The following is a 24918-nucleotide window of genomic DNA, read 5'->3' as shown; positions in this document are numbered from 1 at the left end:
CCGGAAGTTTCCGCCGGCCCCTAGTCCCTAGCCCCTGGTCCCTGATCCCTAGATGCTCAAAGATTCCACGCGCGCCTTGCGGTTCAAATGCCACATGAAGATGGTGCGCGAAACGAAGACCGCCGTGAACAGGTTCGCCACAAGGCCGGCGACCAGGGTAGCCGCAAAGCCGCGGATCGGGCCGGTGCCGAAGACGAACAGGAAGATGGCCGAAACGACCGTCGTCACGTGCGTGTCAATGATCGTCAAGAAGGCTTTGCCGAAACCTTCCTTGACCGCCGAGGCGACCACCTTGCCGTTGCGCATTTCTTCGCGGATGCGCTCGAAGATCAGCACGTTCGAGTCAACGGCCATGCCGATGGTCAGAATCACGCCGGCGATGCCGGGCAGCGTCAGCGTCGCGCCGAAGATGACCAGCGCCGCCAGCAGCAGAATCAAGTTCAGAATCAGCGCCAGCACCGCGTTGATGCCCGAGCCGCGATAGTAGAAGAGCATGAAGGCGATGACCGCAAGCAGCCCGGCGATAGATGCCGTGACGCCCTGGCGGATGGAGTCTGCGCCTAACGAAGGGCCGACCGTGCGCTCTTCAAGGTAGACCGCCTTCGCCGGCAGCGCACCGGAGCGCAGAATCAACGCCAGGTCTTCGGCCTGCCGCTTGGTGAATGCGCCGGTGATCTGTCCCTGATCGTGAATCTGCCCTTGAATGGTGGCGCGCGATTTGACCTCGTTGTTCAGCACGATGCAGAGGAACTCGCCGATGTTCTTGCCGGTGACCTCGGCAAAACGGGTCGCGCCGCTCGGCGTCAGCGAAAAACTGATCTCGTAATTCGAGCTGCCGGTGGCCGACTGGCGGGCGCTGGCGTCGCGCATGTCCAGGCCGCTGACGACCATGTTCTTTTCAAGGATCACCCACTGCTCGGCGCCGCTGCTGCCTTCGGCGGTGCGCTCGCGATAGGCGAAGACCTCGTACTGGTCGGAATTCGGCAAGCCTTTGACGGCCTGCTCGGCGGCGTCTTTCGTCGGATAGACCGCGGTGTTCTTGGCCTCAAGCCGCAGCTCAAGATTCGAGTCGGCGTTGAGCGTGTTCTTGACGCGCTCGGTGTCGTCAATGCCAGGCATCTGGATGAGAATCTGGTATGTGCCTTCGCCACCCTGACGGACGACGACCGGCTCGGTGACGCCGAAAGCGTTGACGCGGTTTTCAATGATCTGCTTGGCCTGATCGGTGGCGCGGTCGCGCAACTGGTTGGCAAAGCCTTCGTCGAGCGTCGCGGTGATTGTGCTGCCGCGGTCGCTCACTGTCCAGCCCTGGCCGTAATCGCTTTCAATCTCGCGAACGATGTCGCCGTTGCGGGAGCTGTCGGGGACGGTGACGACGACCTGATTGATGCCCTGCGCCTTGATGTCTGTAAACGGCAGGTTTTTCTGCTGCAAGCGCGTCTTGGCGGCTTCGACGTTGCGCTGCGTCATCTTGTTGATGACATCGTCAACCTGCACCTGCATGACGAGATGGCTGCCGCCCTTGAGGTCGAGGCCGAGGTGAATGTTCTCGCCGAGGTTCTGCTTGATCTGCGACCAGCTAGTGAAATCCTGTACGGTCAGCTTATGGTGCGGCTTGAAGATCACCGCTAGCCCGGCCAGCGTGACCAGCAGGATGATGAGCATGCGATTGCGTATATTTTTACCCATAACAGCGTTGCCCTATAAATTGATTACGCTCACTTGGCGGCTTCGACGTCTTTGACGTCTGCGGATTGCAGCCCGGCAATCGAGCTGCGCAGAATTTCAATCGACACCGACTGCGCGACGCGCAGCTGCACGGTGTCGTCTTTCTCTTTGACCTGGACGATGGTGCCGTAGATGCCGCCGCTGGTAATCACCTTGTCGCCCGGCTTGAGCGCCTTGAGCAGTTGATCGCGTTCCAGCTGTTGCTGCTTCTGGCGGCGCTGCTGCGGGCGGATGATCAGGAAATAGAAGATGCCGAAGATCGCTACCCATGGCGCCAGGAGCATGAGGATGTTGCCGCCGCCGGGTTGACCCTGCAAAAGAAAAAGCGGATAAGCGAGAGCGGTTGTCATGTTCATTGATTTTCGTCCGGCACTTCTAGTGGGAGGTTCCGCTCGCGGGGGCTGCGAACCGAAATCCTTCGTGGTAAGGATCAGTCCTGTCCGCGTGCCAGGTCTTCTAGAAAAGAATGTTGAAACTCGTTAAAAGTGCCAAGCGTGATAGCTTGCCTGATTCGCGCCATGGTGTCAAGGTAGAAGCAGACGTTGTGCAACGAACTGAGCGTCGAATAAAGAATCTCGCCGCTCATATACAGATGCCGCAGATAGGCCCGCGAATAACGCGCGCAGACCGGACAGCGACATATCTCGTCGGGCGGGCGCGGGTCATCTTTATAGCGCGCGTTCTTGACGTTGACGCGCCCCTGGCCGGTAAAGAGCTGGCCGTTGCGAGCGTTGCGCGTCGGCATGACGCAATCGAACATGTCAACGCCGCAGGCGACCGCGCTGACGATGTCTTCGGGGGTGCCGACCCCCATCAGGTAGCGCGGCTTGTCGGCGGGCATGCGCGGCGCGATCCCTGCTACGACTTCCCTCATCGCCGCTTTCTCTTCGCCGACCGACAAGCCGCCGATGGCATAGCCGTCAAAGCCCACCTCAAGCAATCCTTCGAGGCTGCGCTCGCGCAGGTCGAGGTAGACGCTTCCTTGATTGATGCCGAAGAGCGCCTGCGCCGGGTTGACGATCTTCAGCCCGACGCGCCCGGCTTCGCGCGGGTCGCTGTGCAATTCGGTGAGCCGTTGTTTCGAGCGCCGCGCCCAGCGCCCGGTAATTTCGAGCGAGGCGCGCGCTTCGGCGACCGTCGCCGGGTAGGGCGTGCATTCGTCGAAGCACATGACGATGTCCGAGCCGAGCGCCGCCTGGATTTCCATCGAGCGTTCGGGCGACAGGAAATGGCGCGCGCCGTCAATATGCGATTGGAACTCGACGCCGTCTTCATTCATGCGACGCAGGTCTGTGAGGCTGAAGACTTGAAAGCCGCCGCTGTCGGTAAGGATGGCGCGCTCCCAGGAGATGAAGCGGTGCAGGCCGCCGAGTTGATTGATCAGGAGATGGCCGGGCCTTAAGTAAAGGTGGTAGGTATTGCCGAGGATGATCTGCGCGCCGGCGTCTTCGAGCATTTGCTGGGTCAACGCCTTGACGCTGCCTTGCGTGCCGACCGGCATGAAGACCGGCGTGTCAATTATTCCATGCGCCGTCGTGATGCGCCCGGCGCGCGCCCCGGTGGCGCTGTCGGATGCGGTGACCTCGAATGAGAATTGTTCAGCCATAAGGTGAAACGTTTATGTTGCCCGTTCTCCCTGATGGCTCGCAAGGCAAGAGGCACTCAGTTGGCGGGCGGGGCGGGCTGTTCGTCTTCGGGGGAAGGGAACTCGATGCGGTCGTACACGTCGCGCAGGTTGAGTGTGCAGCCAATCGAAGTGAGCGTCACGGTGTCGTCCAGATCAGTAAAAGACTCGACTGCCCACTCGCCATTGGGCTGGCGGCTGTGATGTTCAATCCGGGGCTTATCCTGAGCGACGGTGAGGTAATCGATCAGTGATTCAAGGTAGGTAAGATAGCGCAGGAACTTCACGCCGCGATCAAAGGCTCCGGTCATTGGCGACAGGACTTCGACGATGACTCGCGGATTGAGTACCACGTGCTGGTATTCGTCAAGATAGACCGGCGTGCCGCAGACCACGAGCAGGTCAGGATAGGAAAACAGCCCTTCCATCGAATAACGAGTTACTGGAAGCGGGCCGCTACGCACTTTGGTATCTTTCGACCATGCCTGGCAATGTGTCCCTTTCAACTGGCTGCCAACGATGATAACAAGATTGGTGCAGATCGTTCCGTGTGCCGGGCTTTCGCCGGCCATCAGGTAGATCAGCCCGTCGAGAAATTCGTGCCGCTCCTCGGACGCGCGCTCCAACGCCATGTACTCGACTTCGGTGAAAAGCGTTTCGGCTTTCGGCCAGCTCATCGGCGTTCACCTCCCCAGCACAAGATAGCTGCACGGATTATAGCCCCAGCCATCAACCGTACTAAGCGGCGGTCGAGTTACTGCTGCGTCGTCTTGTAGCCGGGCCGCGCCCGCACGATGGCGTCCGGGCGCGTGACTTTGACCGTGATGCGCCGCGACTCGATCTTCTTTTCGTGCGGCGGGTAGTAGCCGAGCAGGTATTGTTTGCGCAGCTCGTCGGCGATGCGCGCCAGCGCCCCTTTCAAGTCGGCGATCTCGTCGGCGCGCTCGATGACGCCGCCCGACAGTCGCGCCAGCTCGTCCAGATACTCGTCAGCCTGACGGTAGGTGCGATCCAGCTCGCGCAGGGCTTTCTGGCGATTCGCCTCGGCCTTCTGCGGGTCGGTGAGCCGTTCGGTATTGAACCGGCGTTCGAGGCGGCGCTCGACATCGGCGCGCGTGCTGTAGCGAATCGGGTAGACGATGACGTCCTCGCTTTCGATGATCGCGTCGAGCGTGTCTTCTTCGACGATCTCGCTGCTGGCGGTGTCAATCCCGTCGGTAAACAGGATGACCGCTTTGCGGCCCTCGATGTCGGCGAGCCGCTCCCAGACGGCGGTGTAGACGGCTTCGTACACCTGTGTATATTCGCCTGAGCGAATGTCGGCGATGGCGCGGCGCAGTTGCTCGCGGTCGCTGGTTAGCTCTGAGAGGACGCGGACGCTGTCGTTGAATTCGATGAGCAAGACTCTATCCTGCGGGCGCAGGTTATCGATAAAGGCGAGCGCCGCATTCTTGATCTGCTGCAACTGGTCGGCGGTCGAGCCAGAAGAGTCCAACAGCAGGGCGACATTGAAGGGCGCTTCCGTGGTGCCGAAGTATTCAATCGCTTGCCGCGTGCCGTCTTCGTAGATGCTAAAGTCGTTTTTGCTCAAGTCGGTCAGGTAACGACCGCCCTTCTCTTTGACGACGACCGGCACCTGCACGAGCGTCGTGTGCAGCTTGATCGGCTCGTCGTCGGATGGCGCGGGCTTCTGTTTATCCGCCTGCGCGAACACCGAGGAGGCCAGCAGTAAGCCGACCAGTGCGAGCATCGAGCATCGAGCGAGCCATTTCATAAAACCACCTCGATGGAGAAAACGTTGGATGACGGCACGCGTTCCATTCTCTGTCGCAGGTATGTTGCGCCGTCCCGGCATTTGGTTGCAAGCCGGGCGGGGCGGCGGCTTCAACGGCGTATGACGTTCTTGTTTCCCGATGGCGGGCGCGCGACGTTCTTATTGCCTGGTGATGGCGTCGGCGGCACGCCGACGCTTTGCGGGCGGCATTCAGTGTAGCCGTGCCTTTGCGCAGCGTTGGGGCATGTCCCGGCCAGGTCGATTGCAAAGGCATCCTTGTTGAACTGACTCTTCACCAGTTCGAGATTCTGTGCGGCCTCCTCGGCGCTGGCATATTTGGCGATGACCAGGAACCGGTTGTCTATGTGATAAACGAGCAGCACGGCATTGCCTATCTTCCCGTATACATGGCCCGCCCCCTCCTCCGCCTTGGCCAGAGTCTTTGCCGAATCGACGGCGAGGGCGGTCAGGCGCGCGTCAACCGGCGGTTTGGGCCCGCCCTCTAGCTGCTGCCGTAATTGGCTCACCTCTTCGCGGGCCTGGTCGAGGTCGGAGGTCAAACGCTGATTTGCGCTCACGAGGACATTCCGCTGCGCTGTGAACCGCAGATACTGGTATATGGAGGAAAAGGTGGTCAGGCCGAGCAGGATAGCGGAGGCGAAGGCGAGCGCAGCGATGGCCTGCTTCAGGAATCGCCGGGATTGGAATGCGCCCCGGAGCGCGCCGAAGCGCCGGCCCGGTTGCGCCGGGCGCGGCCTAATCTCTGGCAGGGCGGCGGCCTCCACAAGCGACTGCGTCAGGTCTTCGAAGGCGGCGGTCATCTCGTTCAGCGGCGAGTTCGGCACGGAAAGCGGCGTCTCGCCGAAGGCGTAAGCGCCGATGTAGGGGATGTTCTTCTTGGCCATGAAGCGGATGGGGTCTTGCCTGTCGGTCTCGCTCAACAGGTCATGCAACCGCGCGGCGGCCTTCTCCTGCCAGTCTTTCAACTTGTCCTCCTCCAGGTAGCGTTCGACCCTGGAGGGCCGCAGGATCAACTTCGGCGGCTCGCGTTCGACGAGCTGCGGCGTCCGTTCGAGGATCTTGTCGGCAATCTTGCGCACACCATCAACGTTCTGCGCGTTGAGCGCGAATAAGAGTACGACGGTGTCGGGCAGTTGCAACGTGCAGATGCCGCCGATGTCTGTCACCCCTGTGCGGCTGTCGATGAGGACGATGTCGGCCAGTCCCTTCACCTGCTTCTTGAAATTCTCCATGAAGCCGAAGCCGAACCACTTGTCATAGAATTCCTTCCAGTCAAAGTCGTTGACGCGGCCCGCGTACTTGCCGTCTTGCCGCCCGGCGGCGAGGATGGAGATCGAGCCGCCGCCGCCGCTATAAGTCGGCACGGGCTGGACGTACTTTTTGACTTTGACGACGTCCTCCGGCAGCGGCCCGGTCGCCTCCCTGAGAATCTGCTTGTAGTCGTAGAGCATGTCGAGCAGGCCGTGGCGGATGTCCAGGTCGTCCATGTCGAAGAAGTGATGCAGACCCGGCGCCTCCAGGTCCCAGTCGATCACCAGCACGTTCAGCCCGTGCTGGCTCGCCAGCAGCCATGCGACGTTCGCCAGCGCCATGCTGCGCCCGACGCCGCCCTTGTAGGAGTAGAAGGTGATGATGGTCGGTTCCGGTATTGCCATTTCAGACTCAAGCCAGAGACGTCAGGGGGCGGACTTCGGTGCGGCTCGCCAGGGAGCGGCTGGCCGGGCCGCTTGGGCCGTCCCCTTCCGGCTGGAGCCAGCGCCCGGAATAGAGGAAGCTGTCCAAGTCGTCGGCTTCGTAAATGAATTCGTGCGGCTTCCCGTGGCGATGATCCCAGCACACCACACGCCAGCATTCGCAGTAGTTCTTGCGGAGCTGTTTTTTCAACTCGTCGGGCACGCTGCCGTCTATGAGCAGGCAGCAGGTGGCCACCTCCGACACCCCGAAGTCAATCATCCTCGCCAGCCGCTCGTACTTTTCGAGGAAGAGCGCGAAGGGGTCTATGAAGAAGACCGTGATCGGCGGGCGTCGGCGCAGGGTGTAGAGGTTCTCGAAGTTATCCGCGAGCTTGTCAATCAACTGCGTCCCCGACTGAAACTCCGATACCTGATCGATATGCTCGGCCACCGTCTTATCGCCGAATGGCTGCCACCGCTCGTTGAGGCCGCCATACCGATTGCTCTGGCTGTCCCTGAGATAGTCGGCCAGGGCCTTAAGTCCCAGCCCCGTGAGCCGCTTGACCACGCCGGCGATTTCGTCTTCCTTCAGCGCGATGACTGCGTAATAGATGTCCGCCATATCAGTCTCCGAGCTGCAATTGCCTCACCCTTTGCAGAGAGTCGTAGAGGGTTTGCCTCTCTTTCTCCCGCCGCAGCTTTTGGTCCGTGGGCGACAGCTTGCACTCCTCCTCGAAATAGATGCCCCATCGGGCCGCCATCAAGTCGGGGCTGCCTTTAATGGACTTAATGATTTCCAGCACGTTGGCCACGTCAGCCGCCACCAGTTGCAGTGACTGCTTGGCGAGCCAGTGGCCGGGCTCCGCCATCAAGCTCCTGAAATTGGTCAGCACCTCCTCTACCAGCTTCCTCAGTTCGCCGATGGCTTCCGCGCTGTCGGGGCTGGCGTGCCAGATCGGCTGACCCTGGAACCGCTTGAGGCCCTGGCGGACCTTGCCCAACAAAGTGACGAAGCCGGTCAACGGCAACCCCGGCAGGTCGGTGCCTTTGGTTAGGATCGTCATGAACAGGGTCGAACTGAAGACCAGCGTGGCGATGCCGAACAGGAACGATTCGCCCGCCGTCTTCAAGTGCGCCGGCGTGAACAGGCCGGCCAGGCGGAAATCAAAATCCCACCTGTACTCGCCCTGGATCAGCCGGGCGGCGCCGGTGATCAGACTGGCGAGGAGAATAATCATCGCGCAGGTAATCGCGCTGCGCAGCGCCAGCCGGTCGGTGGCCAGATACCATTCCTTTTGACGCGTGCGGATCAACAGGTAAGTCGTAATGACGGGCAGCGGCACGACGAAGAGAAACAGCGGCAGACTGGCCTCGAGTTTCATTTCTACTTTCACCGCGCCGATGAGCGCGAGGTTAGCCGGGAGTGCGCCATACAGGACCAGCCCCCACCCCCTGAGCCCGAGCAGCCGGTCCAAACGCACCAGCTTCGCCGGCTCGCTTCTTGGGGCGGCTTTGATCCGTCTGACCTCCGTGGCCATGCGTTCACCTGGCGGCTGGTAACCCGGCCGAATGCCCTGCGGCTTGTCTGTAAACCTTCCTCGGTCATTCGTCCGAGGACGCAGACGCTCGTGACTGCGATCCTGGCGTTTCGTGGCTAGGCGCGGGCCGCCGGTTCAGGCGATCCGCCAGGCCCCGCGACGTGTGAGTTGATCCCATTTCAATAGGCCGCGGGGAGGTTACAAAAAATACATGTTGATGTCAACCTCTTAACCTGGCCTCTTCCCGCGATGCCAGCCCTGACCGCAGCCGCTTACTTTTTGCCCCGCGTTGATGTAGGATGTGCGGCGCACCAGGTTGATTCATCATGCATCAGGCGCTCTCAGGAATTCGCGTGCTCGATCTGTCGCGGCTGCTGCCCGGCCCGTTCGCTTCGATGATGCTCGGCGACCTCGGCGCCGAAGTCATCAAGGTCGAAGAGCCGCGCACCGGCGACCCGACGCGTTGGAGCAAGCCGGCCATCGGCAAACAGAGCGCCGCCTTTCTGCAAGTCAACCGCAACAAGAAATCGATTGCTCTTGATCTCAAGCAACCCGCCGCCCGCGACCTTTTTCTCAGGCTAGCCGAAACCGCCGACGTCGTCCTTGAGCAGTTCCGACCGGGCGTCGTTGATCGTCTGGGGGTTGGCTACGAAGCGTTGAAGCCAGTCAACCCGCGCCTCGTCTACTGCTCGCTCTCGGGCTTCGGGCAGACCGGGCCGCACCGCGAGCGCAGCGGCCACGACATGAATTACCTGGCGCTGGCGGGCGTCCTGGGGCTGACGACCGACGAGCGCGGCAAGCCAGTGATTCCCGGCGTGCAGGTCGCCGATCTGGCCGGCGGCATGGTCGCGGCATTCGCCATCCTCGCCGCGTTGATGGCGCGCGAGCGCACGGGGCAAGGCCAGTACGTGGACGTCTCGATGTTCGATGTGATGCTGGCGATGCTGGCGATCCCTGCGGCGCACCACTTCGCCGGGCATCGCCTTGAGGTCGGCGGCAAGTACGCGCTCAGCGGTGCTTACCCGTTTTATAACGTCTATGAAACGAGTGATGGCCGCTACATGACATTGGGCGCACTGGAGCCGAAGTTCTGGGCGAATTTCTGCCGTGCGGTTGGGCGCGAGCAATGGGCCGCCCGGCAATTCGATGACGGCGAGCGCCGCGAAAATCTTTTCAATGAACTGCGCGCGCTCTTTAAGTCGCGGACGCAGAGCGAATGGATCGAGCTGATGCGCGACGCCGACTGTTGCTGCGAGCCTGTGCTGTCAATGAGTGAAGCCTTCGCGCATGCGCAGACCACGGCCCGCGAAATGGTCAGTCAGGTAGCGACGACAAGCGGCGAGCCGGTCGCGCAGCTCGCGCCGCCTTACAAGCTGAGCGATACGCCGACCGAGATGCGCGTCGGTGCGCCGGCGCTCGGCGCGCACACGGACGAGTTGCTTGAAGCCATTGGCGTCAGCGCACCGGAGCGCGAGCGTTTGCGCGCCGCGGGCGCGATTCGCTGATCGTCGAACGAATGAGGAGATGCACATGGATTACACCTTGACCGAAGAACAAGAGCAGCTCTTGAAGCTCGTCGAGGAGTTCGTGCGCGGCGATGTGAAGCCGTACTTCGAGCAGCACGGCGCAGACGAATTCCCCTGGCCGCTGTTTCGCAAGCTCGGCGAGTTGGGGCTTGCGGCCATCCCTTTCCCGACCGAAACCGGCGGCGGCGGGCTCGATTATTCGACCTACGCGGTTGTCCTCGAAGAGCTGACGCGGCTGGGCAGTCATCTCGGCGGCTTGCTGGCGGTTCACGGCCTGCCGCAGCTCATCATCAATCAATTCGGCACCGCCGAGCAGAAGCAGAAGTACCTGCCGGCGATGGCGCGCGCCGAACTGCTCGGCGCGTTTGCGCTCACCGAGCCACACGCCGGCTCGGACGCGCAGAACATCCATACCCGTGCAGAGCTGCGCGGCGATACCTACGTGCTGCGCGGCCAGAAGATTTGGATCACGCACGGCGGCGAGGCCGATGTTTATATCGTCATGGCAGTGACTGAAAAGGGCAAAGGCGGCCGCGGGATCAGCTCGTTCATCGTCGAGAAGGGCGCACATGGGCTGGCCTTCGGCAAGCGCGAGCGCCCGATGGGCCTGCCGCATCACACCCGCGAGGTCTTCTTTGAAGATTGCGAGGTGCCGCGCGCCAATCTTGTGGGCCGCGAAGGCGACGGGTTCAAGGTGGCGATGACGGCGCTCGATTCGGGGCGCATCACGGTGGCGGCGACTTCCGTAGGCACCGCGCAGCAGGCGTTCGAGCACGCCTTGCGCTATGCGGTCGAGCGCCAGGCGTTCGGCCAGTCAATCGGCAGTTTTCAAGGCATTCAGTTCATGCTCGCAGACATGGCCGCCGGCATCGAAGCGGCGCGCTGTGTCGTGCGCAAAGCCGCGTGGCTCAGAGATCGCGGGCTGCCGTTTAATGCCATCGCTTCGATGGCCAAGCTCTTAGCGACCGACACCGCAATGAAAGTGACGACCGACGCCGTGCAGATTTATGGCGGCTACGGCACGAGCGAAGATTATCCCGTCCAGGCGCTGATGCGCGAAGCCAAGATCGGCCAGATCGTCGAAGGCACCAACCAGATTCAGCGCATGATCATCGCCCGCGAGCTCTTAAAGAAATTTGCGCGGTGATCTGCTCTCCGTCTGCCAACCTTTGTCGTCGCCGGTGAATCGAAGGGGCCGCTATGCAAAACCAACTTGTCAACTGTGCGCGCCGGTCGGCATGGCTTCTGCTGCTGGTCATCGCCTTATCCGGCTCACTTGCGGCGCAGAGCGATGAGACTTCGCGCTCATGGAATCGCCCGGTGAAGCCGTTTCGCATCATCGGCAACATCTATTATGTCGGCGCGACCGAGGTCAGCGCCTTTCTGATCACCTCGCCGCAGGGCCACATCCTGCTCGACAGCGGATTCGCCGAGACCGTGCCGCAGATTCGCGAGAACCTCAAACAGCTCGGCTTTAAGCTCGAAGATGTGCGGCTGCTCATCAATGGCCACGCGCATTATGACCATGCCGGCGGGCTGGCGGAGTTGAAAGCCCTGACCGGCGCGAAACTCGCGGTAAGCGAGGCCGACGCCGCGCAGCTTGCCGTTGGAGGCCGTGGCGATTTCCAGTGGGGCGACACGCTGGCCTTCGCGCCGGTCAAAGCCGACCGCATCCTGCACGACGGCGACACGGTCGAAGTCGGCGGCGTCTGGCTGGTGGCGCACCTGACGCCCGGCCATACCAGGGGCAACACCACCTGGACGATGGAAGTTAAAGATGATGGTAAAACCTATAACGTCGTCTTCATCGGCAGCACCTCGGCCCCCGGCTACAAGCTGGTCAATAATGCGAAGTATCCGAAGATCGTTGCCGATTATCAGCGCAGCTTCCGCGTGCTGGAATCCTTACCGTGCGACGTTTTCCTCGGCCCGCACGGCTCGATGTTCGGCTTGCTCGACAAGATAGCCAAACTCGAACAGGGCGCAGCGGCCAACCCCTTCATTGATCCGCAGGGCTATCGCCAGTTTGTCGAAGAATCAAAAAAGAGCTTCTACGAACAGCTCAAGGCACAGCAGGCGACAAAGGCAAAGTAAGATTCGCTTCAAGGTGCGCCCATGGACTTTGGTCTTTCCGATGAGCAGCAGCAGTACCTGAAATCGCTCGGCGAATTCCTGGCGGCAGAGGTCGCGCCGCACGCCGCCGAGATGGATCGCACGGAGTCCTTCCGGCGCGACACGCTGACCCAGCTTGCGCGCTTCGGCTACACCGGCTTGAACTTTCCCGAAACCTACGGCGGCACCGGCGCCGACTTGCTGACGGCGACGATGGCTTCAATCGAGCTGGCGCGCGCCGACGCGGCGACGGCACTCTCCGTGGGCGCTAGCCTGGCGCTCTGCGGCTATCCCATCTTGAAATACGGCACAGAGGCGCAACGCCGGCATTATCTCCCCCGACTGATCGCCGGCGAATGGATCGGCGCGCTGGCGCTGACCGAGCCGGGCGCGGGGTCAGACCTCGCGGGCGTAAAGACGCGCGCCGTGCGCGAAGGCGATGACCTGGTTCTGAACGGCTCGAAGACCTACATCACCAACGGGCCGATTGCCGACGTGATTCTGACCTTCGTCGTCACAGCGCCCGACCTCGGCACGCGCGGCTACAGCTTGATTCTGGTAGACGGCGACGCGCCGGGCCTGACGCGCGGGCGCAAGCTTGAGAAGATGGGCGTGCGCGGCTCGCCGACCTCCGAGCTGTTTTTTGAAGATTGCCGCGTGCCGGCGGCGAATCTGCTTGGCGAAGAGAACAGCGGCTTTCCGACCTTGATGCAATGTCTCGCTTATGACCGCGTCGGCATGGCCTGTTTCTGCCTCGGCATCGCCAAAGCCAGCCTTGATGAAGCCCTGAAATACGCCACGACGCGGCAGGCGTTCGGCGCGGCTATCGCCGGCTTTGAAGAGATCAGCTTTAAGCTGGCCGAGATGAAGGCCGAGATCGATACGGCAGAGCTATTGATCTATCGCGCCGCCTGGCTGCACGATCAAGGTGAAGACGTGACAGTGGTTGCTTCGATGGCCAAGCTCTACGCCTCTGAGGTCGCCAAGCGCGCTGCCGATTACGCCGTGCAGATTCATGGCGGCGCCGGATACTTTCGCGATTACCGCGTCGAACGCCTCTACCGCGACGCGCGGCTCTGCGAGATCGGCGAAGGCACAAGCGAGATTCAACGCATGATCATCGCCCGCAGTATTCTCGGCACGAGCAAATGAGTGACGATGGCCTGGGAGCGCGGGCGTCTCGCCCACTTGCTGCGCGCATACGCAAGCCCGGCGGGCAAGATGCCCGCGCTCCCAGGCTACGCTGATTAAAAGGGTTTCAGTGCTTGGCCGAGCCGTTTTTGTGAGACTGTCTGCGCCGCCGCTCGACAGGTGAGTGGTTGCGGCTACGCAAATGACGAGCAGAAACGATGCGCGCAATCAGCGACAGGAAATGATCGAATTCGATAGGCTTCTGAGCGACGGCAATCGCTCCGAGTTCCATCGCCCGGTTCAGGTATTGTCTTTCGACGGCGCTCATGGCGACAATCGGAATTCCATCAATGCGCCCGTCGGCGCGCACCAGGCGGATCAAATCCAGGCCATTGATGTTGGGCATGTTGATGTCAGTGACGATTAGATCGGGGCGTTCAGAGACGGCGCGCAGGTAAGCTTCCTCGCCATCAGCCGCGGTGATAACGTCGAATCCTTCAAACTCAAACAGCATGGTCAGCGCCGCCTGCGTATCGGCGTCATCCTCGACCAACAGTATTCTGTTTTTCACTTCCTGTGACATCTCATTGACCAAGTACGACAATTTTCTATTGCCGGTTCAAGCCCGATTATGATGCTATTTGTTACATCCGGCTTAAACTCACAACTTTATTTTGCAACATCCGTGCCGCGAAATTGACTGGTTTTGGCTGGGGAATAAAGGCAAGCAATGTCCACAACATGACGCCGCTTGATGCGAACCGCGTGTTGGCTGACCGTCCGGGTTGTCTTGCTTCGATGCAACCTGCGGCTGATTCCATACTCTGTGAGGGAGTCACCTTAGAACAAAAACTGCCACGCCGCGGTCACGGATTATGTTCTCTATCAAAGCCGCGCGCGCCCGGCGACGGGTTGACGATTAACGGATGAAACGCGCCGCGACAATCAAGCAAACTCCAGCTCGACCGGGTTGGGAATGATCCCGGCGTGATGCGCGCGTTCAAGCAGCAAGCGCACCGCCTCGCGCCCGCGCTCGCCATAATCGATGGTGTAGTCGTTGACATACATGCCGACGAACTGGTCGGTCAGTGACTCTTCCATGCCGCGCCCATACTTCATTGAATGGCGCACCGCCACCTGACGGTGTTGTAAGCCGTACTCGATGGACTGGCGCAGCAGCCGCGACACTTTAGCAATCAGCTCCGTGCCGAGCGACTTCTTGATGGCGTTGCCGCCAAGCGGCAGCGGCAAGCCGGTTTCGACCATCCACCACTCGCCGAGATCGATCACCTTATGAAAGCCGCGCGCCTTATAGGTCAACTGGCCTTCGTGGATCAACAGTCCGGCGTTGACCTCGCCGCTCTCGACCGCGTCCATGATCTGGTCGAACGGCACGACACGGGTTTCGACCTCGCCGAGGCAGAGCCGCAAAGTCAGGTAGGCTGAAGTCATCTCGCCGGGGATGGCAATCGTCTTGCGCCGCGCCTCGTCTATCGAGAGCGGCTGGCGGGCGATTACCAGCGGCCCGTAGTTGTCGCCCATCGAAGCGCCGCTCGTCAGCAGCGCATAGCGGTCGAGCACATAGGCATAGGCGTGAATCGAGATGGCCGTGACGTCCAGCTCGGCATTCATGGCGCGGCGGTTGAGCGTTTCGATGTCCTGGATGACGTGGCGAAACGTCAGCCCTTCGGTATCGATCTGGTCGGTCGCCAGCGCGTAAAACATGAAAGCATCGTCGGGATCGGGACTGTGGCCCAGGGTAATCTCGCGTTTGTCCATCGGGTGTCGTGCGCTTGAAAGCGCGCTCCTTCTTTATACAAAGTAATCATTCAAGATCAGCCACGCAAGCCCATAGCTTGCGCTCACGAAATGGCAAACTATAGCGACCGGCGCAAAGCTTTCGCAAGCTCGCGGGGCTGGGTTATACTTGCCGGTCTATCTTATGCGGCGCGCCGCTGTCTGAGCGCGCCGCCGAAATATTCATGGAGGCCATCAATCAATGACGGTGATCGAGCGAGTAACTGCAAGGGAGATTCTGGATTCACGCGGCAACCCAACAGTCGAAGCAGAAGTGACACTCGTAAGCGGCATCATCGGGCGTGCGGCGGTGCCGTCGGGCGCTTCGACCGGCGAGAACGAAGCGCTTGAGCTGCGCGACGGCGACAAGAAGCGTTACCTCGGCAAAGGCGTCAGCAAGGCCGTCGCCAACATCAACACGCAAATCGCCAAGTTGATCGTCGGGCGCGACGCGCTGATGCAGGCCGATATCGATCTGGCGATGATTCAAGCCGACCAGACCTCGAACAAGCGCAAGCTCGGCGCTAACAGCATCCTTGCCGTGTCGCTAGCGACGGCGCGGGCGGCGGCGGACGCGCTCGGCGTGCCGCTCTACGCTTACCTGGGCGGCGTCGGCGGGCGCACCTTGCCTGTGCCGCTGATGAACATCGTCAATGGCGGCGCGCACGCCGACAATAATGTCGACCTGCAAGAGTTCATGATCGTGCCGGCGGGCTTCGCGTCGTTTTCGGAAGGCTTGCGCGCCGGCGTCGAAGTCTTTCACGCGCTCAAGTCGGTTCTGAAGAAGCGCGGTTACTCAACTTCGGTGGGCGACGAGGGCGGCTTCGCGCCGAACGTGAAATCGAACGAAGAGGCCATTGAATCCATCCTCGAAGCCATCGCGAATGCGGGCTACAAAGCCGGCGAGCAAATCGCCCTGGCGCTCGATGCGGCGTCGAGCGAGTTCTATACGGATGGCGCTTACGTCTTCAAGAAATCGTCCGGCGAGCGCAAGAGTGCAGACGAGATGGTGCGGCTCTACAGTGATTGGGTGAGCAAGTACCCGATTGTTTCTATCGAAGACGGGCTTGCGGAATCCGACTGGCGAGGGTGGGCGACGTTGACCGCAGAGCTTGGCGACCGCGTGCAACTGGTCGGCGATGATCTGTTCGTGACCAACGTGGCCTACCTGTCGCGCGGCATCAGAGAGAAGGCCGCTAATTCGATTCTCATCAAGGTCAACCAGATCGGCTCGCTCACGGAAACGCTCGACACGATTGAGCTGGCGAAGACGCACGGCTACACGTCGGTGATCTCGCACCGCTCGGGCGAAACCGAAGACACCTTTATCGCCGACCTGGCGGTGGCGACCAACGCCGGCCAGATCAAGACCGGCTCGGCGTCGCGCACCGACCGCGTCGCCAAGTACAACCAGTTGCTGCGCATCGAAGAAGAGCTGGGCGCGGCGGCGCGCTTCGCCGGCTTCAATGCCTTTACCAGCGTCGACGTCGAGCGCTTCGGCAAGCGCCCGGCGCGCAACGCGGCGAAGAAGTGACGAAGTCATGACCGCCCTGGAAACGCTCGGCTGGAATGCGCATTTCGACAGCGCCTTCGCGCCGCACCGCGAGCGCGGCGCCGAGGCGGCGCGCGTTGCCCTCGAATATCAGGGCCTCTACCGCGTGATGACCGAGCGCGACGAATTGCTCGCAGAGGTGCGCGGCAAGCTGCGTTACGAAGCGCATGGGCGTGAAGGTTTTCCGGCGGTCGGCGACTGGGTAGCCATCTCCAGGCTGCCGAACGAAGGCCGCGCCGTGATCGAAGCGGTGCTGCCGCGCACCAGCAAGTTCTCGCGCAAGGCGGCGGGCGAAACCAGCGAAGAACAGATCGTCGCCACCAACATTGACACGGTCTTTCTGGTCGTCGGCCTCGACAACAACTACAACCTGCGGCGCATCGAGCGTTACCTGATCCTCGCCTTCGAGAGCGGCGCTCGCCCGGTCATTATCCTGAGCAAAGCCGACCTGGCGAAAGACGTCGAAGCCTGCCTGCGCGAAGTCGAGCCGGTGGCGCTCGGCACGCCGATTCATGCGATCAGCGCCAAGCGTGGCGAAGGCATCGAGCCGCTCGAAGATTATCTCGGCGTCGGCAAGACGATTGCGTTTCTCGGCTCAAGCGGCGTCGGCAAGTCTACGTTGATTAACCGGCTGTTGGGCGAAGAGCGGCAAAAGACACAGGACGTGCGCGAAGAAGACAGCAAGGGAAGGCACACGACGGTGCATCGCGAATTGATCGTGCTGCCGGCGGGCGGCCTGTTGATTGACACGCCGGGCATGCGCGAGTTGCAGTTGTGGGAAGCCGGCGAAGGCTTGACCGACAGCTTCGCGGATATTGAAGAGTTGGCTGGTGATTGTCGTTTCTCGGATTGCAGCCACGAGCGCGAGCCGAATTGTGCGGTGAAAGCGGCGATTGCCTCAGGCACGTTGTCAGCGAGCCGCCTGGAGAATTACAAGAAGATTCAAAAGGAGCTTGAGTTCCTGGAAGCGCGCACTGACGTGCGCTTGCAACAGAGCCGCAAAGAGCGCGACAAGCGGATTCACAAAACCTTCAACCGCATGAAGCCGAAACGCGGATGATGGCAGAGGTCTTTGAAAGTATGTTTTGAAATTCTCAGTGCCGTAGGCACACAATGTTTATAGATGGAGACAAGTCATGAAAATCAAGCTCCGTAGGAGCGAAATGTCGACATTTCGCTCCTACGGAGCTTGATGAAATAGCTGCCTGGCATTCTATAAACATCGCGCTCCTACGGAGCTTAAAATTCCAAAACACGCTCTGAGAAGATTCAACTCGCACCCAGTGATTCCAGCCGCAATCTCAACTCCACCGCATCCTGATAAAACAATGCCGGATCGTCAGCCAGTGCCACATCGCGCGAGCCGTTGAGGATGGCTTGCAGCTTGGGAATCATCGCTTTGCCTCTGGGGCCAGCTTGTGTTTTCAGATATTCAGTTAGTTGCTGTACCAGCGCGGTTGTCTCTCCCTGCGCAATCGCCTCGGCGACAGAGGCGCACCATTGCGCGCCCCATTCATAACTCTGCCCGCCATCACGCCGGTAAGCCAAGTAAGCTTCCATCGCCCGCTGCCGCGCCTCGGCGGCGGCCTGCTGATCACCGGTGGCCTGCTCAAGGTCGTGGAGAATATCCCACGTTGTCCACGGTGTGGCAGCGTGGCCGTAAGGCTGCTTGCACTCGATGGCGCGCATCAGCTCGCGGCGGGCTTCGTCGTAATGTTTCAGCTTGATGAGTGTATTGGCCAGGTTGTTGCGGTCTAACCCTTCATTCTTCTGATCTTGCAACCTGACGTCAATATCCGCCGCCTGCCGGTGGCATTTCACCGCCTCTTCTAGCCGCCCCATCTGGTCATACAGATTGCCTAGCTCGCCCAGGCTGGCGGCCTCACCCGCAAGGTTCTTCTCCCGCACCTCGATTGCCAGCGATTGCCGGTAAGCGGACTCCGCCTGTTCAAATTGCTCGGCTTGGCGGTGTACTACTCCGATCTGATGCCAGTAGATGGCGACGTGTCCCGGGTCGCCCAGACTTTCAAAGCTCAAGCGCGCTTCGGTGAAAGCCGCCAGCGCCTCCTGATACCGCTCTTGCAGCATTCGGACTGTGCCGAGGTTGCCTTTGTTGACGGCCATCCCTCTTCTATCATCAAGTTTCTCAAAACGCCCGATGGCCTCCTGGTAAGCCGCCGTTGCTTCATCTAATCGTCCTAAATCACTCAGGCAATCCGCCGTTTCGGTAATCGCTGTCGAGGCCATCCTTGCGGCGGCAGTGTTCCCCGCATCGGCGAGCGCCTGGAAACGCCGCTGCGCCTCACCGAGCGGCCCGATGGCGGCTTTGGCCTCTCCGCCCTGCTTTAGCACTCTCCCAAATCTGAAATGCGTCATTGCGATGTCATAGCTCGCCCCCGAATACGCCGCTTTCCCTGCTTCCAGCGACCGCTCAAGCAGTTGTTGCGCTGCCTCGTAAGCGGCGGGCAACTGGCCACCTTCCAGCTGCCGGTCAATCTTCGCGCTTTCGGCCAGGTAGCGGGCATGGCTCCACGAGTCCTCTTGATCCAGCCGGAGCGCGGCCCCTTCGCGCGCATGAGTCGCACGGGCGAGCGCCTGTGAACGACCCAGGTGAGCGAGCAGCGCTTCCAGACTTTGCGCCAGATCAATCACTTCTTCCGGCGTCGCGCGCTCCTTGATCCAATCGAGGAGCGCCATCAGGTTGGGCAGTTCCAGCAGCGTCAGCCGAGCCGATAACTCGGCATCCTGAAAGTGTTGCTCATATAGAAACCGCGTCAACTCCAGCATCGCTTCCGCCCGGCGCGAGCGTGCCGCTTCTTGCTCCGCTTCGCCGAGGTCGCGCAGCAGGTAAGGCGGCAGCGCCGGGTCGAGCCGCAAGTGGCCGTAAGGCATCGCTTCCGCCAGTCCGACTTCGATGAGCCCCCGGCCAATATCGAGCGAAATTTCCTTATCAACCCCAAGCACGTAAGGCAGCACCATCAGATTTGCACCGCCGTGAAAGACGCCTAGCGGTTTGATCTGCTGCCGCATTTCGGGAGGCAGGCGGCGCAGCGAGAGTTCGACGCTGGCATAGAGCGAATTCTCGCGCTCGCCCGGATGCTTGCGCTCCAACTCTTCCATCAGCCGCTGTACGTTGCCGGTCGTCGCGCTCACTCCTTGAATAGCGATCTCGCGCGCCAGCAGCGCCAGCGCCCGCGCGTGGCAGCCGACCGCTTCGACCAGCTCTGCGACCTCTGTCGGCGTGTTGCCGGCGTCGTCGTGCTTCGGCTCCAGCCCCTCGCGCTTCATCACCTGGCTGACCAGCTCGATGGCGTCGTTGGGATCAAGCTCGCGCAATTCGGCGGTGCGAGCGACGGGCGCAAACGGCTCCGGCAGCGGCTCGCGCGAAGTAAAGATCAGCCGCGTCGACGGCCCGCCGTCGAGCATGGCGGCGCAAAGGTCGAAGATTTCTTTGAGCGCAGCATCATCTCGCCGCGTCTCCGTGTCACCGCGTCCCCGCGTCCCCGGGTCAGGCAGCACGCTCTCCATGTTGTCCAGCACGATGATCGTCCGCCGGTCACGTAGCGCGCGCTCGACTTCGAGCCGGCCTTGCTTGAATTCTTCCGCACTGTCACCGACGTGCCACTTCTCGCCTTCGGGCAAGAGCTGCTGCCCCAGCTTGATCAGCACGCCGCGCGCGTCGGAGTATTCTTCCAGACTGACAAAGGCGGCGCGCTCGAATCGGCGCGTCTCGACCAGCCAGCGCGCCAATTCCACCGCTAGCGTCGTCTTGCCTTCGCCGCCGCGCCCGCGCACCACCACGTAACGCTGCTCGGTGTTTGCAAGCATGCGCTCCAGCTTCAGCAAGTCGCGGCTGCGCCCGACGAAGCTGTGCGCCGGCGGTTCGGGCAGCGCGCCGAGGCTCAGCCGCCGTCGCTGCTGGTGTAGTCTCTTGCTCTCTTCGGGCAGCAGATGAGTAATCAGGCGCGGGTCATTCTCTTCCTGATACAGCACCGGCACGAACCAGTCTTTGAGCCGCAGCTCGCCCGCGCCCATCACCTGAAAGCGAAAGTCGTCGTCGTACAACGTCTGTTGCCCGGTCAGCATGGCCGTGCCGATACGTTTGCCCTCGGCCAGCTCACCATAGAAGGCCGTCACAAATCGCCGCGCGGTTTCGACCAGCACGCTATGCGTCATCGCCACGACCGACGTGACGCCTTCATCGAGCAGCTTTGCCGCGACCGAAGCCGATGGTTTCGCTTCCGCCGCGCTCTGGCAGGCTTCGAGGAAGACCAGCGGGATGCGGTGTTCTCTGACCAGCGCCGCCAGCTCTTCCGCATCAATCAACTGGCTGGCGCGTTTCTCCGACTTGTCGCTGTCTTTCGGGTCTTCAAAGCAGAGCGCGCCTAGCCCGCGCTGCCGGTCATAAACGCCATGACCATCGAAATGAATCACGTCGAACGGATGTTCCGCCTTTCGCAACGCCTGGCGCAATGCGGGCAAGGTCGGCGGGTCGAGCGCCGTTAGCTCGGCCAGCTCACCCAGCGATTCGATGGCCGCAACCAGTGGGCGGGCGCTGATGCGATGGTCGATGTAGGGGGCGCGCTCGTCTTCGGGGCGTGGGCTAACGAGCAGGATGCGAATGGGCAGGCTCGACGCGACGGCAGGCAGGGCGCGCTGCTTCGGCAAGCAGCGGCGCACGCAGACGGCGTTTTTGCCTTGAAAGAGAAAGCTGCGCTCGTCATGCATCAGCTCCCACGGCAAGGCGAGCAGGGCGCTGGCGGCTTCGTTGGCGGCGGCCTGTTCAGCCTCATTGCTGCCTTCGATCAAGCGGCTGTCAACGAAGATCGAAAAGCGCCGCTCGATGCCGTCTGCCGACTGCTGCCAATCGGCCATCAAGTCGCGCGCCGACTGCGCGACGGTCGCGGCGTCGTAGAGCTGCCGGCCCCACTGCGGCAGTTGCGCTTCGATGCGCCTGGCGCGCTCGGTGAAGAACCTCGTCGGCCAGCGGTAATACTCTTCCAGATACCAGCGCAGCTCGTCGGTTTCAATCGGGCCGAGCGGCGCAGTGAATTGGAACTCGGCGCTTTCGGCGGCGGGGCGAGCCGCATCAGCCGGGTCGTAAATCAATTGCGCCGTCGCGCGGACTCGCCACTTGCCCTCGCTGATTTTTTCGATGCTGGCCTGCTTCAACTTCAATTTAAGCTCAGCGACCGCGTGAGCTGGCGGCTCCGGCGCGGGCTGACGGTCATCAGGCAACTGTTCGCCGAGCGCTGCGAGTATCTGTGGTAGAGCTTCGCTGACCGCGCCGGTTCTGAGCTCGACCGGGATGGCGACCGGCTGCTCATCGAACCAGTTATCGAGCGCCGCAGGCTTGATGCCCGGTAGCAGCAGCGGGATGACGCGGTAGCCGGCATCCTTCTTCTCTCGCTCGACTTCGAGCGCCTTGCTGATCTCTTTGCGCACCCAGGGCGAGTTGACTGTGTCGGGGCTGAACACGACGATGACCTGCCGTGCCTGCTCGATGGCGGCGTTGATTTCAGGGGCGAGCTTGGCACCGCCGCGCAGCTTGCGCGAATCAACCCAGACCGGCAAGCTGTGAGCTTCGAGTGCATCGCGAAGCTCTTTGACGAAAGGGTCGTCGCTGCTGGCGTGTGAGATGAAGATGTAGGCCGAAATGACTGCACCTCTGGACGACGAACCAGAGGCGCGTAGCCTATCACACTCAGCTCTGTTGTTCTACCTCGGCAGGCTCGGCAGTCGGCAGGACGCCGTTTTCTTCGAGAAACTTGCTCAGCACCCACAGCGCGATCAGCGCCAGCACCACAAGATTCGGCAATAACAGCGGAGCGAACGGCGGCGCGCCATGCACAACGTTTTGAAACATACTCGCCGACGGCCCATGCAAGTCTGCCAGCCCGTGCAGCAGAAAGCCCAGTATGCCGATGGCGGCCTGGGCCAGCAAAACCAGCGCACAGAGACCGAGGAAGCGGCGACCGACGCGGACGAAGAACGGCACCAGCAGGAAGCTCACCGCAAAGGCGCTGCTCGCGACCGGCAGCCATTCAATCGGGTGAAAAAAGCCATTCGTCGCATGGTCGGTCAGGCTGAAGATGAAGTTGCCGGCAAAGCCGCCGAGCGCCAGCAACAGCACCCAGTAAGCCCAGGCCATCGTGCCCGCCGTCACCATGCGGTTTAACAACAACAACAACCCCACGCCGGTGTAGGCGAGCGGGGCCGCGAAGGGCGCGGCGTAAGTCAGGCTCTTGACCGTGCGCTCGTAGAAGAAGCGGCTGTCGAGGTGCAGCACGACGCCGGTGATGCCGATGATAATCGCCGCCCAGCCGACCAGATAGCCCAGGTCGCGCCACACCGCCGCATAGCCGAACCGCGCTCTGGCAATCAGCCCGACGAGCAGGATGATCGGAGCCGCCAACGAGAAATAGAGCGGGATGTATTCGCTCTGATGACGAAACTCGTTCGTCGAGTGCGCCAGGTAGATGTCCAGCGCCAGGCACGCGAGATTAAACACCACGAAGGCTTCGATCCAGAGCTGTGGATCATTTAGCCGCGGGTGGCGGCCCGCCCACCGGGTTAGCCTTTCCATGCCCCCTCCGTAACTCGTCGGCCATGCTCTTAAGCTCGACCGTCTTGTAGAGCATCGGGTAATTGCCATGCCACTGCACGAAGTCTGCGCCGCCCATGAACGCCCCGTGCTTCGAGGTGCGCCCGTCATAGTGCCAGAGGTCGAAGTAGATGAAATCAATGGGGTGCGAGAACGGCTCGCCGGCGAGCGCGCCTTCCTGCTTCAAGCCGTTGACGATGTTCAGCGCGTTCTGCACTTTTTCATTCGTGCTGGTGACGACCTGTTCGGCCTGGTCATAGACCCGATTGATTAGCGTGCTGGTGTGGCACTGTGTGCAGGTTCGCGGCAGGCGGGCGATCTCAACCGAGCTGGTATGGCGTGTGTGACAGGCTGTGCAGGTGCCAATTGTGCCATCTTCGTTCGGTCGCCCGACGCTGTGGCACTGAGCGCAGCCGCTGGTCATCGCCGATGTCCCTTCGAGCTTGACGAAGGGGTGAGGCGGGCGCTTGGCATAGCCGGGCTGATACTTTTCGGCGAAGGCGACCTGCTCTGCCGACAAGCCTTGCTCGCCGTAGACCGCCGCCCACGAGACCGCCGCGTGACGGCTGCGAACGAACTCCTGATAAGTGCCCTCGTGACAACTGCGGCAGTTGCCCGCGGTCATCTGTTTGGTGATGACGAAGCCGTGATGATCCTGGCGCTGCTGGTTGTCTGCCGGCTGGTGGCAGTCCAGGCAACTGACGCCTTTCTGAGCGTGGCGGCTCATCTCGTATTCGTGAACGACGGAATACTGCTGCTGAGTATGGCACTCGGCGCACTTGCCTGAGGCGCGGACGAGCGCCGCTTCGGGCTGGTCAGTCTCGACCTTCGGTCGCTGGCGGTTAATCAGGAAGGCGGCGACGATCAACGCAAATCCAATGACGATGGCAAGGAACACAGAACGGAATGACATGGCACAGGTTCACTCTAGCACAGAGGAATTATTTCCAGCGGTCTCGAATCATCGAACTTTCACACTACCGTCTATTTTGCATTTCTGACCGAGCTTGTAAAGGAATCCGCGCCGCCCATTGATGATGCCATGTGCGGCTGTTAGACTGCCTGAGAAATGATGAGATAAGATAGAGTTTCTTGCCGTCGCCATGCAGGCCGCAAGCAGCGCTGACGGCTATCGAGGAGCGTGTTGCAATTTGAGTGAGGGGAAGGCGATCAGAAAAGTTGAAACAGCCATGCCCGCGTGCCGTGTGCTAGACATCGGCTGCGGCGCTAACAAAGTCGCGGGCGCTATCGGCATGGATATGAACCCGCGCACTGCCGCCGACGTGATTCACGATCTCGACGATCTGCCTTATCCGTTCGCCGACGATTCATTTGACGAAGTCATCGGCAGGCACGTTATCGAGCATGTTCAGAACCCCATGGCGGTCATGAGCGAGCTGCACCGCATCACGCGTGCCGGCGGCACGGTCAAACTGCTAGCGCCGCACTGGACGAATCCCGACTTCGCCACAGACCTGACGCATCGCAATCACCTGAACAGCTACTCGTTTCGCAACCTGACCGATGATCGCGCCGTCTTCGACTTCTACGCCGAAGCGCGCTTCAGACAAAAAGTCTGTCGCGTCACCTTACTGAATCTGTGGAAACTGACGGGCCTCGAATACCTGATCAACCTCGACAACCGCCACCCGCGCTGGCGCTTCGTGCGCAAATTCTGGGAGCAGTATCTGAACGCCGTGATGCGCGGCAAAGAAATCTATTTTGAGCTGGAAGTGGTCAAGCCGGGTGTCGGGCGTTAGCTGTTGGTGTCGGGGAAGAGAGCGCCGTGTTATCCGGCACCCGGCACCTGCTAGAATATCAACGGAGGAAAACACGCA

The 24918-nt window shown here is 61.2% G+C and carries 20 protein-coding genes; 7 read left to right on the top strand and 13 right to left on the bottom strand.

The features are described 5' to 3' along the window. Positions 1-48 precede the first annotated feature (48 nt). The 8 genes from secD to VJ464_20255 form a co-directional block, all read right to left on the bottom strand. Entirely contained in the window at positions 49-1689 is a 1641-nt protein-coding gene (gene secD, locus VJ464_20290; GenBank protein HKQ07475.1) for a protein translocase subunit SecD, read from the bottom strand. A gap of 29 nt (positions 1690-1718) precedes the next feature. After that, the gene (gene yajC / locus VJ464_20285; protein ID HKQ07474.1) at positions 1719-2084 is read right to left on the bottom strand and encodes a preprotein translocase subunit YajC; all 366 of its coding nucleotides are present in this window, start codon (positions 2082-2084) and stop codon (positions 1719-1721) included. 74 nt (positions 2085-2158) lie between these two features. Then, complete coding sequence (gene tgt, locus VJ464_20280; protein ID HKQ07473.1) at positions 2159-3334, bottom strand: tRNA guanosine(34) transglycosylase Tgt; 1176 nt, start codon at positions 3332-3334, stop codon at positions 2159-2161. Positions 3335-3390: 56 nt separating this feature from the next. Further along, entirely contained in the window at positions 3391-4029 is a 639-nt protein-coding gene (locus tag VJ464_20275) for a Uma2 family endonuclease (protein ID HKQ07472.1), read from the bottom strand. Positions 4030-4106: 77 nt separating this feature from the next. After that, entirely contained in the window at positions 4107-5126 is a 1020-nt protein-coding gene (locus tag VJ464_20270; GenBank protein ID HKQ07471.1) for a VWA domain-containing protein, read from the bottom strand. Positions 5127-5236: 110 nt separating this feature from the next. Beyond that, complete coding sequence (locus VJ464_20265) at positions 5237-6802, bottom strand: hypothetical protein (protein HKQ07470.1); 1566 nt, start codon at positions 6800-6802, stop codon at positions 5237-5239. Positions 6803-6809: 7 nt separating this feature from the next. After that, positions 6810-7442 carry a hypothetical protein gene (locus VJ464_20260; GenBank protein HKQ07469.1) on the bottom strand — a complete coding sequence of 211 codons (633 nt, stop codon included), beginning with the start codon at positions 7440-7442 and terminating at the stop codon, positions 6810-6812. Between the two features lies 1 nt (position 7443). Beyond that, complete coding sequence (locus VJ464_20255) at positions 7444-8358, bottom strand: hypothetical protein (GenBank protein ID HKQ07468.1); 915 nt, start codon at positions 8356-8358, stop codon at positions 7444-7446. Between the two features lie 326 nt (positions 8359-8684). Here VJ464_20255 and VJ464_20250 point away from each other — a divergent pair, with 326 nt between their 5' ends. Genes VJ464_20250 through VJ464_20235 form a run of 4 tightly spaced genes read left to right on the top strand, consistent with a single transcriptional unit; the run spans position 8685 to position 13148 of the window. Then, on the top strand, positions 8685-9863 hold the full coding sequence (locus VJ464_20250) for a CaiB/BaiF CoA-transferase family protein (GenBank protein ID HKQ07467.1): 1179 nt from the start codon (positions 8685-8687) through the stop codon (positions 9861-9863). Between the two features lie 25 nt (positions 9864-9888). Beyond that, positions 9889-11031 carry an acyl-CoA dehydrogenase family protein gene (locus tag VJ464_20245; protein HKQ07466.1) on the top strand — a complete coding sequence of 381 codons (1143 nt, stop codon included), beginning with the start codon at positions 9889-9891 and terminating at the stop codon, positions 11029-11031. Between the two features lie 53 nt (positions 11032-11084). Next, positions 11085-11978: a subclass B3 metallo-beta-lactamase gene (gene bla / locus VJ464_20240; protein HKQ07465.1), complete on the top strand. Its 894-nt coding sequence runs from the start codon at positions 11085-11087 to the stop codon at positions 11976-11978. Positions 11979-11999: 21 nt separating this feature from the next. Next, positions 12000-13148: an acyl-CoA dehydrogenase family protein gene (locus VJ464_20235; protein HKQ07464.1), complete on the top strand. Its 1149-nt coding sequence runs from the start codon at positions 12000-12002 to the stop codon at positions 13146-13148. Positions 13149-13254: 106 nt separating this feature from the next. On the opposite strand, the gene VJ464_20230 is transcribed toward VJ464_20235, so the two are convergent. Both VJ464_20230 and VJ464_20225 read right to left on the bottom strand, forming a co-directional pair. Further along, positions 13255-13698: a response regulator gene (locus VJ464_20230; protein HKQ07463.1), complete on the bottom strand. Its 444-nt coding sequence runs from the start codon at positions 13696-13698 to the stop codon at positions 13255-13257. Between the two features lie 374 nt (positions 13699-14072). Next, positions 14073-14906, bottom strand: coding sequence for an MqnA/MqnD/SBP family protein (locus tag VJ464_20225; protein ID HKQ07462.1), 834 nt, complete (start codon positions 14904-14906; stop codon positions 14073-14075). 220 nt (positions 14907-15126) lie between these two features. Between VJ464_20225 and eno the strand changes: the two genes are divergently transcribed. Both eno and rsgA read left to right on the top strand, forming a co-directional pair. Then, positions 15127-16458, top strand: a complete 1332-nt coding sequence (gene eno, locus VJ464_20220; GenBank protein HKQ07461.1) for a phosphopyruvate hydratase — start codon at positions 15127-15129, stop codon at positions 16456-16458. 7 nt (positions 16459-16465) lie between these two features. Continuing rightward, positions 16466-17536: a ribosome small subunit-dependent GTPase A gene (gene rsgA / locus VJ464_20215; protein HKQ07460.1), complete on the top strand. Its 1071-nt coding sequence runs from the start codon at positions 16466-16468 to the stop codon at positions 17534-17536. Positions 17537-17745: 209 nt separating this feature from the next. On the opposite strand, the gene VJ464_20210 is transcribed toward rsgA, so the two are convergent. The 3 genes from VJ464_20210 to VJ464_20200 form a co-directional block, all read right to left on the bottom strand. Beyond that, on the bottom strand, positions 17746-22116 hold the full coding sequence (locus VJ464_20210) for a tetratricopeptide repeat protein (protein HKQ07459.1): 4371 nt from the start codon (positions 22114-22116) through the stop codon (positions 17746-17748). A gap of 64 nt (positions 22117-22180) precedes the next feature. After that, positions 22181-23062 (bottom strand): hypothetical protein, encoded by an 882-nt coding sequence (locus VJ464_20205; protein ID HKQ07458.1) that lies wholly within the window; start codon positions 23060-23062, stop codon positions 22181-22183. Then, on the bottom strand, positions 23016-23993 hold the full coding sequence (locus VJ464_20200) for an ammonia-forming cytochrome c nitrite reductase subunit c552 (GenBank protein HKQ07457.1): 978 nt from the start codon (positions 23991-23993) through the stop codon (positions 23016-23018). The genes VJ464_20205 and VJ464_20200 overlap by 47 nt, the downstream gene beginning before the upstream one ends. A gap of 277 nt (positions 23994-24270) precedes the next feature. On the opposite strand from VJ464_20200, the gene VJ464_20195 reads away from it, so the two are divergent. After that, positions 24271-24840 carry a methyltransferase domain-containing protein gene (locus VJ464_20195; protein HKQ07456.1) on the top strand — a complete coding sequence of 190 codons (570 nt, stop codon included), beginning with the start codon at positions 24271-24273 and terminating at the stop codon, positions 24838-24840. Positions 24841-24918 lie beyond the last annotated feature (78 nt).

Source organism: Blastocatellia bacterium (assembly GCA_035275065.1).
GTDB lineage: Bacteria > Acidobacteriota > Blastocatellia > UBA7656 > UBA7656 > DATENM01.
Note: the sequence above shows the minus strand (reverse complement) of the source record. Positions and strands in the feature narration are given on the sequence as shown.